We start from the raw sequence: 12,441 nt of genomic DNA on the forward strand, positions 1-12,441 counted from the left end.
CGAGAAGATGGAATCAGTTATTAGTGGGAAAGCGTTAATGACCAAAAATAATACGTTTATTTATGATAAGGATAATGATATTTCTGCTGATGATTTATCAGCAATGATCTCAAAGAACGAATCACTGTCAAACGATTATAATCGTGATTATAACTACTATGTGGGAAATCATAAAGTATTAAAAGGTCGGCGAAACAAACTTCGGCCAGATAACCGAATTGTTGCTAATATTGCAAGCGAATTGGTTGATACGTTTACTGGTTATTTCATGGGTATTCCACCAAAAATCACACTTGATGACGACACTCAAAATGATAATCTGCAACATTGGTTGGATATGAACAGTTTCCAAGATAAGTTAGCTGAAGTAAGTAAGCAATCTGATATTTACGGACGTTCATACATGCTGTTATATCAAGACGAACAAGCAAATACTAAGGTTGCTGTTTTACCACCAACCAATGCGTTTATGATCTATGATGATACGGTTGAGCAATTGCCGTTAGCTTTTGTTCGTTATGGTCGTGATGCTGAAACAAATGAAATTAACGGAACACTGTATACTGCTGCTGAAATTAAATCATTTAGTGGTAATGGCGTATTTACTGATAGTCAAATTAATGTATTTCAAAATGTTCCCGCAATTGAATTTTTTAACAATGAAGAACGTTTATCATTGATTGATAAAGTTAATACTTTGATTGACGCTTATGATAAAGCATTAAGTCAAAAAGCGAACCAAGTTGAATATTTCGATAATGCTTATCTCAAAATTTTAGGAATGCAATTGCCTAAAGACAAGAACGGTAACGTTAAATTAGATATGTTAGGCAATCAAATCATTTATTCGCCTGACAACATGAATGGCAATGTGGACGTTGGCTTCTTAGAAAAGCCTGATGGCGACGTCATGCAAGAGAATTACTTGAATCGTTTGATTGATAATATTTATCAGGTTTCAATGGTTTCAAATTTACGCGATGAAGCGTTTAGCGGGAATTCAAGCGGTGTCGCTATTCAGTACAAGATGTTACCAATGCAGAATATGGCAGCAACTAAGGAACGTAAATTTACTCAAGCTTTACGGAATTTATTGGCTGTTGGTTTCAAACTTGGAACGATTGCTGAAGTTCCTGAAGATGAGCTATACAGCGCTTTGAAGTTCAAATTCACACGTAACATGCCACGAAATGACGCTGATGAAGCTGCTACTGCTGCTACATTGAATGGCATTGTTTCAAAGGAAACACAACTATCAGTATTGTCGATTGTTGATGATCCAAAGAAAGAAATTGAACGCATGCAGGAAGAAGAAAAAGACGGTATTTTACAAAATATCGACATTCAGAACCAAGCGATGAAGAACATGGAAGGCGCTGAAGATGAAAAGAATACCGAAGAACAGGCTTAATCAAGCATACTGGGATGCACGCGATACAATTACTGATGATTGGATAAAGGAACAGATTGAAAATGATAAATATTTTGCTGATAAGCTTCAGAAAATCTATGATGAAGCTTTGAAATTGATGCAAGACGATATTTATCGTGAATATTCTAAACTTTCAAGCAATCTACCATTGGCACAACAAAAAGTCAGTCAAGCAGATATTGAAGAATTAGAAAAATACGCTGAAAAAGTTGTTCCGAAAAAAGATTTTAGTGATGAGGCAAACAAACGAATGCGATTATACAACGCGACAATGCGAATTAATCGTCTAGAAATGCTTAAATCACAATTGGGATATGAATTAGTTAATGCCGGATTGAAAGTTGATGATCAGCTAAAAGACCATCTTAATGATGAGTATCAAGCTGAGATTAAACGTCAAGCCGGCATTTTTGGTGCTACGGTTGCTCCTAAGTCATTATTAACAAATAAACATGTTGCGTCTGTTGTTATGGCAGGAGTTAACGGTGTGGATTTTAGTAAACGACTGTGGACTGATCAAGATTTGTTGAAAGCCAAACTGGATAGCATCTTAATTCAAGTTGCAACCACGGGAAAGAGTAATCAAGAACTGGCTCGTAAGTTAGTTGGTTTGGTTTCGGACGCCGTTAAGAAAAAACGATATGTTACTGAAAGAATTGTCCGAACAGAAACAGCAAGAGTTCAAGCTCAAGCACAAAAAGACATGCTCGATGAATACGGGTTTAAGTATTGTAAATGGCATGCTGAACCAAGCGCTTGTCGTGTTTGTCGTAACATTGCTCAAGATGATCCCGATGGTAATGGTTTTGGAGTTTACAGCATTGATGATGTTCCAAGTATTCCAATTCATGCCAATTGTCGGTGTGCAATTTCTGCTTATTGGGTAGACAATAAAAATTCTAGACGCAAATGACGCGTCTTTTTTAATGCCTTTTTCCTTGTTGCAGGCGTTAAAGAACAGCATGAGTAAGCTTTGCCTCGCTAGCATGATAAGCGTGAGTAAATTTAAGGAGGTTCGCTATATGGATAACGAACAAGAAAACAAGGAACAAGAACAACAAGATAAAGTTTCGGTTGACGAATCGAAACAAGATCAAGGTGTTCAAGAACCAAAAGAAAAAACATTCACTAAAGATGAAGTCGAGCAAATGATTTCTGATCGTATTAAACGTGAAAGAGAAAAAGCGGAAGCTGATAAGGCGGAAGCAAAACGGCTAGCCAAAATGAATGCTGATCAGAAAAAAGATTATGAAATCGACAAACAAACCAAGCGAGCAGAAGAAGCAGAACAAAAACTTGCACGTTATGAAATGCAAGGACAAGCCCGCAAAATGTTTGAAGAATCAGGCGTGAATGTTAATGACGATGATTTAAGTTTAGTGGTTACAAGTGAAGCTGAAACCACACAAGACAACGTCAATAAGCTGATTGCCTTTGCTAAGCGAATTCGTGAAGATGTAAAGAATGAAATGCTGACAGGCAAGACGCCAAAAACAAATGGTAATGTTGCTAAAAACATTACACAATCACAATTTGATTTGATGAGTTCAAAACAAAAAGCAGAACTCTATCAAGAAAATCCAGATTTATTCAAAAAGTTAACAGGAGGAATTTAAAATGACAGATTCAATTACACAAATTGCGGATTTAATTGATCCAGCGGTATATGCACCAATCGTTTCTTATGAATTGCAAAAAGCTTTACGGTTCACACCATTAGCTCAAGTTGATAACACATTAGTTGGTAATTCAGGAGATACATTACATTTTCCTAAGTTCACATACATGGGCGATGCTGAAGATGTAGCAGAAGGTCAACCAATTCCCGAAGACAAGTTAGGTACTAAGGATGCTTCTGTAACGGTTAAGAAAGCTGCTAAAGGTACAGGAATTACAGATGAAGCTGTATTAAGTGGCTATGGTGATCCAATCGGTGAAAGTCAAAAGCAATTAGGCTTGGCAATGGCAAACAAGATTGATAATGATTTATTAGCAGTTGCAAAGACAGGTACACAAAAAGTTACAATGACTGCCGACGTTAAAGGTGTCCAAGCTGGTTTAGATGTCTTTAATGAAGAAGATGACTCACCAATCGTTTTAGTTGTATCACCTAAGACAGCATCAGCAATTCGGAAAGATGCAATTGAAAAGAAGATTGGTTCAGAAGTTGGCGCAAACGAATTGGTTAAAGGAACATACCTTGACGTATTAGGTGTTCAAATTGTTCGCTCACGTAAATTAGCTGATACAGAAGCAATCTTTGTTAAGGCTTCACAAACAAGTCCAGCGCTTAAATTAGTGATGAAACGTGGTATTAACATTGAATCACAACGCGAAGCTAAGACAGCTACAACACACATTTATGCAACAGAACACTATGCTGCATACCTTTACGATGATACAAAAGTAGTTGTTGGTACTATTTCTGCTTCTGCATCAAGTTCAAGTGCAAGTACAGGAAAATAATTAATGAGGTGGTTCTATGACCGATGAAATGACAATCGTTCCGTTAAATGATTTAAAAACAATGTTGATGATCAAGGATAATGAACAAGATGATTTATTAACTTTGATTATCAAGAAAACAGTTAAGTCAACGCGTTTTAAGCTCGGTCTAGGAACTCAAGACGATTTTCCAAGTGAAATGGATTATATTCCGTTTGAAGTATGCATTCGGAGATACAATCGCTTAAAAAATGAAGGAATGAGTTCGTATACACAAGAAGGTGAAGCAATTACCTTTAATGCAAATGATTTCGATGATTTTGCAAGCGATATTGAAGCTTTTAAAAAGCAAAATAACAATGATGACACTCCAAGAGTGATGTTTATCAATGGTTATGGAGGAACAGACGATGAGATTCAATGATACTGTAAAGTTTTATTCAGAGAGCAATCGTCGGTATAACCCTGAAACCAGTCAGTATGAAGGTGGAATAACATTAGTTGATGAAATTAAGGCTAATGTAACTGACGTAGGTATTGATCGAGAAGCTAAACTCTTTGGCAAGATTGATGACGAACGTAAAATTGTTAGACTATCTCGGTCAATTCAAGGTACATGGTCTTATTTAACAATTAATGACGAGTCAATTCATTATGCGTTGACGACTATTAGGCAGACTTTGAAGTGTCAATCAATTGTAGTGGAGGCGTTGAGCGGTGGCAGGAGGAATTAAAATAAGTATTTCTGGAATGGATGCCTTGGTAAAAGACCTTCATTCGCATTCAGACCCGGGTGATGTCGAGAGAATTGTCCGCAAACACGGTGCACAGTTGCAAAGTAGGACGATGGAAAATATGGATGCAACTTATACGCGTGGATATTCAACCGGTAGAACTAAGAATTCTACCGTTTTGAATATTACCAATAGCGGATTAACTGCCGAAGTCGCACCGGGAACAGATTATTTTCCGTTTTTGGAACTTGGAACTCGTAAGATGAGTGCTCGTCCAACGTTAGGACCTGCATTTGATGTTCAATCACAAATGTTTATTGATGAACTACGGAATGTATTTGGAAAGTAGGTGAATTTCATGAAAAGTCCTGAACAAGAATTATATGATAGTGTTTATTCACTGTGTATGAAACTTGGTTATGATGTTTATGATCATTTACCGCTTGAAAATGAACCCGTTAATTATCCATTCATTGTGGTGGGGTCAATGAACACAGTAACTTCCGGACTGGGAGCAAACAAAACAAATTTCAACAATATCACAAAACTGATTGTCGATGTTTGGGGAGATAGCGAACAACGACTTGACGTTTCAAATATTGCTGATGAGATTTATCAGAACTGTATGGGAAAACCAATCGAAAAAGATTATCAATTCTATCCAGTTCAAAAAGAAACAACAAAACAATTAATGCAAGATACCAGTGTTCCAAACATGATTTTTAATCGTGCAATGTTAACACTGGCGTTTTCATATTAGGAGGAAAAAGAAATGGCTAAGAATTTAAATTATTTACAAGGTGCTGACGCATTGGTATTTGTTCGTCCATTATCTGAAGCAGGCAACAAGCCAGGTGCTTTAATTCCATACCAAACAGGTGCAAACTTTGAACCTTCACGGAGTTCAAAGAGTAAGGAAACTAAGAGTGGTTCATTACCAACATTGGCATCAGTAGAAACCGACTTTGAAGTTGATTTCATTGATAGTACAGACGCTACATCAGATGAAATTTACGATTCAATCATGAATGCAACCACACTTGAAGTTTGGTTAGTTCAACGTGGTCGTCGGAATGCTGAAGGTAAATATTACGCTTGGTACATGCGGGCAATGCCTTCAAAAGATACATCAGACAACGATGCTGATTCACAAAGCACACGGAAGGTTAAGATGACAGTTCAAGGAACACCACAACGCGGTTGGACTGCACTTCCAGATGAAGCGCAAGAAGAAATCAACTATGTATTCTACGGTTTGGATAGCACAACCAAAGAAGCACATGGTAATGGTACAGACTGGAATCCATCAACAGATGAAGGCTTGAACGTACCGGTTTCAAATTCTAAGGACGGCGCATCATCAAGTGCTGCTCCATCAAGCACAGCATCATCAACATCAGACAATCACTAGGTAAATAAATAGTTAGAAAGGGTTTTGCATAATGAAAATTAAGATTAAAGATCGTGAAGTAACATTATATTTTGGCGTACGTTTCGTGCGTGAACTTGACAAGGTGGCAGGTATGAATGTCAATGGTGCAAGTTTGGGAATGGGGTTAACTAGAACTTTACCTGCATTAGAAACTGGTGATCCCGTGGCATTGGCAAATGTATTATATGCCGCATCATATGATACAAATCCACGGGTTTCACAAAATGAAATTGATGAATACATGGAAAATTGCAAGGACTTGGATAAATTATATGACCGAGTTATGAAAGAAGCCATGGAATCAAATATCATTAAGGCAACAGCAAAAAAATTGAAGATGGTCTAGAAGAAAGACCTGAAATTAGCGCGGAGCAAGAGTATCGAGAAATAATTCTCAATTCTCTTGCTTTTTTAGGTTTTCATAGCATTAAACAGATCGAACGCATGGGACTTCAAGAATATTATTTACGACTAGAGGCTTACCAATTAAAGCTTGTCGCCGAAAGAGAAAAATTAGCACTTCAAGCTTGGTTTAATCAAGGGGTTCAGGCAACTACGGGTAGCGAAAAGAATCCTAAGCCAAAATATGAAACATTTCAACAATTCTTTGACAGTGAAGAGCAAAATGATGAGGTTCGTAAAGCATTTGAATCAAATTATATTTCAACTTCTAAGAAGAGTATTGAAAAGCATCAGCAAGAGATTATTCTTCAACGCCAGCGCGAGTTTAGGACTATGAAACGCAAACAAAATATGAAGAAAGGAGGTTAAACCATGTCGAATTATGCAATTACAGCAACATTGACGGCAATTGACAACTTTTCTTCAGTCTTTCAAAAAGCTGGAAATGCAGTTCAAAGTTTTGGTTCGTCAGCACAAACTCACTTAGCAACTGTTGGTAAAGCAACAACTGCTGCGGGTGTTGCAACAACGGCAATGGGAATGACTGCTGTTAAGTCATTTGGCGATTTTCAATCTAGTTTGAACCAAGCAGCTGTTATCGCTGGTGGTTCAGCTAAAGATATTGACGGCTTGTCAGATGTTGCGAACCGAATGGGCGCCGTATTGCCCTTAAACGCTAACCAGTGTGCAGAGGCTATGGTTAATATGGCCCGAAACGGTGCAAGTATTAATGATATCAAACAAGAATTTCCAGCAATTGCTCAAGCTTCTACTGCTGCTGGTGAAGATATTAATACCACAGCTGGTGTTGTTCAGGAAGCAATGAATATCTGGAAAGGTTCATTGCAATCACCACAACAAGCAGCTGCAATCCTAGTTCAAACAGCTAACGCATCTAACGCTTCAATTGGTGATATGCAACAGGCGCTAGCTACGATTGGACCTACTGCTAATATGGCTGGAATGAATATGCAAACAACCGCTACGGCCATTGGTTTGCTTACTAATCACGGTTTCAGTGCAGCACAAGCGTCTGATGATTTAAATCACGCTATTACTCAAATGCTAGCGCCAAGTGCACAAGCCAAGAAAGAAATGAATGAGTTAGGATTATCTTTCACAGATTCAAGCGGAAAGATGAAACCATTCCCACAAATTTTACAAGAAGTTGCTTCTAAAACGGATAAAATGGGCGATGCACAAAAGACAGCTGCATTAAAAACAATGTTTGGCGCTTCTGGCATGAAAGCTATTGCTCCTTTGCTTGACGCCGTTAAGGATAAATCCGGAAGTGTAACGACTTCGTGGGATGCATTTTCAAGTTCAATGGATAAAGCAGCGGGCACCACGCAACGAGCAACGCAGACACTTTCAAGTCAAGCAAACGAAATGCAACAAAACATCGGTTCAAAGATTGAACAGGTTGGTGGTAACTGGGATGACTTAACAAAGAAATCTCTTGCTGCTAAAAGTGGCGTTACAAGTTCTTTGCTTGATATGATCAATAAGACTTTGAATTGGGCAACGCAGTCTAATTCAAGTACGGCACAGGTAATCCGAGGCTTTATCGGATTGTCTCCTGCAATTGGTCCTGCTATTACTGCTGTTGGTGGATTTATCACTAATTTCGGTAAAATTGCCGGGACAGTTGGTAAAGGAATTACAGCAATCGGTAACTTTGGAAAAACGGCTAAATCCGTAATAACGGTGTTTATGGACTTTAAGAAAGGGACACAGGCACTGAATGAGCTTGCTAAAACATCTAAAATAGCAGCGGTTGCTCAGAAAGCATTAGCTGCTGCTACCAAAATTGCAACAATTGCGCAAACAGCATTTGATTTTGCATTAGCAAACCCAGTGTTTACGGCGGTTGTAGTTGGAATAACTGCTGTCATTGCCGCATTAACATTATTCTTTACCAAAACACAATTAGGTAGACAAATCTGGCAGAACTTTACTAATTTCTTGAAAACGTGTTGGAATGGCATTAAATCGACGGCTATTTCAATTTGGAACGGAATTGGTACTTTCTTACGTCAGATCTGGCAGAACACAGTCAATACCGCCAAACCAATTTGGAACGCTTTGAAAAATGTATTTACATCAGTATGGAATGCAATTAAGGCGGTTACGCAGTTGGTTTGGGGTATAATCCGTGGTTTACTATTTGGTCAATGGCAAGGAATTCAACAGAAAGCACAAACAGCATTTAAAGCAGTTCAACAAGTTATTCAGTCGGTATGGAATTTCATTAAGACTACAACTACAACGGTTTGGAATGGTATTAAATCATTCTTAACAAGCACGTGGAATGTAATTAAAACACTTGGAACTACTGTTTGGAACGGTATTAAGCAAGCTGTAACACTGGTTTGGAATGGCATCAAGACTTTAACCACGACAGTATGGAATGGTATCAAAACGTTCTTAATGGCCGTTTGGAATGGCTTAAAGACCAATGCAGGAATTGTTTGGAATGGTATCAAGTCAGTAGTAACCAATGTTTGGAACGGTATCAAATCTTTCACATCAAACATTTGGAATGGCATCAAGTCATACTTGGTGAACAATTGGGGACTTACACGTACACAGGCCAATCAAGTGTTTAATGCAATTAAACAAGCCGTAACATTGAGCTGGAATAATATCAGAACAATCACTTCTGCTGTTTGGAATGGTGTAAGATCAACAGTTTCAAACGTATGGAATAGCTTAAGATCAATGGCTAGTGGAGTATTTAACTCAATTAAGTCAACCATTCAAGGAGTATGGCAAGGAATCCAATCAATCACAAGTAATGTTTGGAACTTTATTAAGTCATTACTTACAGGAAACTGGAATGGCCTTAAATCTTCTGCTAATGGAATTTTCCACGGCATTCAACAAGTTATTTCAAGCGTTTGGAATGGCGTTCGTGGTGTGACAAGCAGTATCTGGAACGGCATTAAAGGTACCTTGAGTGGTATCTGGAATGGTATTCGTTCAACAGCTTCAAATATTTTCAATGGTATTAGAAGTAATATTTCATCAACGATGAGCAACTTGGCTTCAAACGTTGGATCAACGGCTAGAAGTATGATGAGCAGATTTTCTAATGCTGTTATTAGTGGAGGAAATCACGCTATAAGTGCAGCTGGAAAAATAGCCCACAACATTGTCAGTGGTATTAGAAGTGGATTAAGTGGCTTATATAATGCCGCTGTTGATGCAATGCAAGGTTTTGTTAACGGAATTGTCAGCATGGGCCGGCAAGCAATGAATGCCGCCGAAAATATTGCTCATAACATTGTAAGTACAATTCAATCTGCATTGGATATTCATTCACCATCACGGGTTATGCGCGATGAAGTTGGTGTTTGGGTTCCTGCTGGTGTTGCTGTCGGAATGGAAAAGAACATTGGAACAGTAACCAAAGCTGCGGGATCAATTTCAAACGCCGCAATGGTTACTATACCAGAAGCCAACACGGATAAGTTCACGCGTTCATTGAAAGCCGTTAAAACAGCATCACAAGATATGTTAAATGGCGGTGATATTGATGGTAAATATTCAATTAACGTCAATAAGCAACCAGCACATATTGTTCTTTCGATGGGTGGCTCAACTTATGGTGCGTTTGTTGATGATATTAGTAACCAGCAAGGTAATACTGCTCGTTTGAAACAGAATTATCGTATTTAGGAGGATAAAAATGGGAAATTTATATGATTTTCACGATTTAGAACCAAGAGGCGAACCTGACGCCTCTTTTTTGATGCCTGAAGCTTTGACGTATAACGGTCATTGTTTAGACCAGGAGATTCCAAGATTTTACACGATGTCAACTGACGGGCGAAATAATTTTGAACGTGAATTAAATGCTCCGGCAAAAGTTGGTGATGGAAATTATTACCTTTCATCACGAATTAAAGAAAGAACAATTTCAGTCAATTTCTTTTACGACGGTGATGAGAGTGATAATGAACAATACATTGCTGATATGGATAAACTGAAGAGCATTCTTTCAGTTCCGAATGTAAAAATATCTTTTCAGGACGATAAATATTACTTTATCGGGACTGCCAATCTTGATGTGACTGAAGGTGGGTTAAAGGTTGAAGGAAAAATTACTTTAACACTTGCTGATCCTTATGCTCATTATGATGTGTCTGCTATTTCTGGTTCAGGAAATTCAGCAACTATCAATGATAGTGAGAATTCAATGTTTAAACGTGCATTGAAGATGATTAAATTTACACCAAGCGGGAGTCAACCTAATTTTACGATCACCGATAGTACCAGTTCATTAAAGGTTACGACTGGTGTTACAGCAAGTAATGAAATGATTTTTGACTTTGAAAATCTCAAATTTACGATTGGCGGAACTAATGAAGTTGGTTACATTGCATTAAATTCTAATTTTGGTGATTTTCAAATCAAAGCTGGAGAAACTTTGAATTTTAGTACAACTGGAGATTATGAAATAGATTACGAGGTGTTGAAACTGTGAAATTCTTCCTATTAGATAAACAACAAAATATCATCGGTCGTCTTTCCGAAGAGTATATCTTGGAAGCTACTTTCACGGAAGAAATCAACACGGCCGGTGAATTATTAATTACATTGCCGGCTAAAAAGCGTTTATCAGGTAATGTTATCCACGTATTGATTACTAATCCGTCAAAGGATCACAGTTATTTAATGTTCAAAATCATTAAAGAAACTGTGAAAGATGAAGAAGTTGAATATACAGCAGTTGAATCAGCTTATGACGAATTAACGTCTTATGGATATATTCAAGACAAGCGTCCAACTGCTAATGCTCAAACCATTACTGAAATGATTTTGAAAGACACTCGTTGGCACGTGGGAGAAATTCCAGACACTAGCGAAACTTTTATTTCATTCTATTATCTTTCAGTTCTGGATTGTTTAAAGAAGATTGTTCAAACATTTGATTTTGAAATTGGCTTTGATGTATTGATTAATGATGATGAAAATCAAATCACTGATCGCAGGGTTAATTTCTACATTAAGCAAGGCGAACAAACCGGTAAGCGATTTGAGTACGGATCTAATTTATTAAGTGTTAAACAAGAACAGGATACCCAGAATATTTATACGGCTCTAGTTGGTCGTGGAAAAGGTGTTCAAGTATCCGGTGGCGATGATGACAATACACCTGACGGATATGGCCGTCGAATCACTTTTGCAGATGTTGAATGGAGTAAGGCTAATGGCGATCCTTTAGATAAGCCAAAAGGACAAGAATGGCTTGAAGATCCTGATGCAACTAAACAGCTTGGCTTTAGTGATGGTCATATGCGAATTGGACTTGAAGTGTTTGAAGATGTAGATGATCCAAAGGCGTTGCTTCAGAAAACATATGAAGCATTAAAGACGGTCGAAAGACCACAGGTTCAGTTCAGTGCATCAGTAATCAATACCGGAGAATTACATTTAGGTGATCGTGTTGGTATCACTCGTAATGACATTGGAATTGCCTATGAAACCAGAGTTTTTAAAGTTCAACATAACTTACTTGACGAAACTCAAAATAAGATTGATCTAGGAGATAACCTTGAACAAGCTAACAATCTTTCATATCAAGTTTCGGCACTTCAAAGCGAAGTAACCAACAATACAGAAGGTATCATCACGGTTACTCAATCAGCGAATGGCAAGAACAAGGTTTATTATTCCTCGACCATGCCTGCAACGGGATCTAATGGAGATGTTTGGTATAAGGATTTAGGCAATGGCGAAACCGAAATGTATATTTACGATAACGGTTGGCAGTTGGTTATTAGTACCGAAAATCTCCATAAGATCGAAGATGAAATCAAGCAACAACAAACAGCATTAGACCAAGCCGTCCAAGACGCCAACGCTGCTTCTGCTAAAGCGGACGGCTTAGTTGCTCAAGTTGGAGACGCTAATACCAACGCACAGAAAGCATTGACGACCGCACAACAGAACCAATCTGATTTATCTCAGGCTAAATTAGATTTACAAAA

At 38.0% G+C, this 12,441-nt stretch carries 14 protein-coding genes; all 14 read left to right on the forward strand.

Annotated elements, in window-relative coordinates; genetic code table 11:
• Window positions 1-7 precede the first annotated feature (7 nt).
• Window positions 8-1,411 (forward strand): phage portal protein, encoded by a 1,404-nt coding sequence (locus tag FC33_RS06635; RefSeq protein WP_057827824.1) that lies wholly within the window; start codon window positions 8-10, stop codon window positions 1,409-1,411.
• Entirely contained in the window at window positions 1,383-2,345 is a 963-nt protein-coding gene (locus FC33_RS06640) for a structural protein (RefSeq protein WP_057827825.1), read from the forward strand. The genes FC33_RS06635 and FC33_RS06640 overlap by 29 nt, the downstream gene beginning before the upstream one ends.
• 109 nt (window positions 2,346-2,454) lie before the next feature.
• Window positions 2,455-3,048, forward strand: a complete 594-nt coding sequence (locus tag FC33_RS06645; RefSeq protein ID WP_057827826.1) for a DUF4355 domain-containing protein — start codon at window positions 2,455-2,457, stop codon at window positions 3,046-3,048.
• A 1-nt stretch (window position 3,049) separates the two neighbouring features.
• The gene (locus FC33_RS06650; RefSeq protein ID WP_057827827.1) at window positions 3,050-3,898 is read left to right on the forward strand and encodes a N4-gp56 family major capsid protein; all 849 of its coding nucleotides are present in this window, start codon (window positions 3,050-3,052) and stop codon (window positions 3,896-3,898) included.
• Between the two features lie 16 nt (window positions 3,899-3,914).
• Window positions 3,915-4,301: a phage head-tail connector protein gene (locus FC33_RS06655; RefSeq protein WP_057827828.1), complete on the forward strand. Its 387-nt coding sequence runs from the start codon at window positions 3,915-3,917 to the stop codon at window positions 4,299-4,301.
• Complete coding sequence (locus FC33_RS06660; protein WP_057827829.1) at window positions 4,288-4,611, forward strand: hypothetical protein; 324 nt, start codon at window positions 4,288-4,290, stop codon at window positions 4,609-4,611. Before FC33_RS06655 ends, FC33_RS06660 begins: the two co-directional genes overlap by 14 nt.
• Entirely contained in the window at window positions 4,595-4,960 is a 366-nt protein-coding gene (locus tag FC33_RS06665; RefSeq protein WP_235803903.1) for an HK97-gp10 family putative phage morphogenesis protein, read from the forward strand. Before FC33_RS06660 ends, FC33_RS06665 begins: the two co-directional genes overlap by 17 nt.
• Before the next feature lie 9 nt (window positions 4,961-4,969).
• The gene (locus FC33_RS06670; RefSeq protein ID WP_057827830.1) at window positions 4,970-5,371 is read left to right on the forward strand and encodes a hypothetical protein; all 402 of its coding nucleotides are present in this window, start codon (window positions 4,970-4,972) and stop codon (window positions 5,369-5,371) included.
• Between the two features lie 12 nt (window positions 5,372-5,383).
• Complete coding sequence (locus FC33_RS06675; RefSeq protein ID WP_057827831.1) at window positions 5,384-6,022, forward strand: phage tail tube protein; 639 nt, start codon at window positions 5,384-5,386, stop codon at window positions 6,020-6,022.
• Window positions 6,023-6,053: 31 nt separating this feature from the next.
• Window positions 6,054-6,389 carry a tail assembly chaperone gene (locus FC33_RS06680; protein ID WP_057827832.1) on the forward strand — a complete coding sequence of 112 codons (336 nt, stop codon included), beginning with the start codon at window positions 6,054-6,056 and terminating at the stop codon, window positions 6,387-6,389.
• Between the two features lie 98 nt (window positions 6,390-6,487).
• Window positions 6,488-6,814 (forward strand): hypothetical protein, encoded by a 327-nt coding sequence (locus FC33_RS06685; RefSeq protein ID WP_057827833.1) that lies wholly within the window; start codon window positions 6,488-6,490, stop codon window positions 6,812-6,814.
• A 3-nt stretch (window positions 6,815-6,817) separates the two neighbouring features.
• Window positions 6,818-10,126, forward strand: a complete 3,309-nt coding sequence (locus FC33_RS06690) for a phage tail tape measure protein (RefSeq protein ID WP_057827834.1) — start codon at window positions 6,818-6,820, stop codon at window positions 10,124-10,126.
• Window positions 10,127-10,136: 10 nt separating this feature from the next.
• Window positions 10,137-10,934 (forward strand): phage distal tail protein, encoded by a 798-nt coding sequence (locus FC33_RS06695; protein ID WP_057827835.1) that lies wholly within the window; start codon window positions 10,137-10,139, stop codon window positions 10,932-10,934.
• A partial coding sequence (locus tag FC33_RS06700; protein WP_191978952.1) for a phage tail spike protein occupies window positions 10,931-12,441 on the forward strand: 1,511 nt, incomplete at its 3' end. The genes FC33_RS06695 and FC33_RS06700, both read left to right, overlap by 4 nt.

This window comes from Ligilactobacillus aviarius subsp. aviarius DSM 20655 (genome assembly GCF_001436315.1).
Taxonomy (GTDB): Bacteria; Bacillota; Bacilli; order Lactobacillales; family Lactobacillaceae; genus Ligilactobacillus; species Ligilactobacillus aviarius.

Bases quoted from the DNA above. Each gene is read 5' to 3' on its own strand.
- FC33_RS06675 (WP_057827831.1), top strand. From the start codon at position 5,384: ATGGCTAAGAATTTAAATTATTTACAAGGTGCTGACGCATTGGTATTT.
- FC33_RS06680 (WP_057827832.1), top strand. From the start codon at position 6,054: ATGAAAATTAAGATTAAAGATCGTGAAGTAACATTATATTTTGGCGTA.
- FC33_RS06645 (WP_057827826.1), top strand. From the start codon at position 2,455: ATGGATAACGAACAAGAAAACAAGGAACAAGAACAACAAGATAAAGTT.
- FC33_RS06655 (WP_057827828.1), top strand. From the start codon at position 3,915: ATGACCGATGAAATGACAATCGTTCCGTTAAATGATTTAAAAACAATG.
- FC33_RS06640 (WP_057827825.1), top strand. From the start codon at position 1,383: ATGAAAAGAATACCGAAGAACAGGCTTAATCAAGCATACTGGGATGCA.
- FC33_RS06660 (WP_057827829.1), top strand. From the start codon at position 4,288: ATGAGATTCAATGATACTGTAAAGTTTTATTCAGAGAGCAATCGTCGG.
- FC33_RS06690 (WP_057827834.1), top strand. From the start codon at position 6,818: ATGTCGAATTATGCAATTACAGCAACATTGACGGCAATTGACAACTTT.
- FC33_RS06650 (WP_057827827.1), top strand. From the start codon at position 3,050: ATGACAGATTCAATTACACAAATTGCGGATTTAATTGATCCAGCGGTA.
- FC33_RS06695 (WP_057827835.1), top strand. From the start codon at position 10,137: ATGGGAAATTTATATGATTTTCACGATTTAGAACCAAGAGGCGAACCT.
- FC33_RS06685 (WP_057827833.1), top strand. From the start codon at position 6,488: ATGGGACTTCAAGAATATTATTTACGACTAGAGGCTTACCAATTAAAG.
- FC33_RS06635 (WP_057827824.1), top strand. From the start codon at position 8: ATGGAATCAGTTATTAGTGGGAAAGCGTTAATGACCAAAAATAATACG.
- FC33_RS06670 (WP_057827830.1), top strand. From the start codon at position 4,970: ATGAAAAGTCCTGAACAAGAATTATATGATAGTGTTTATTCACTGTGT.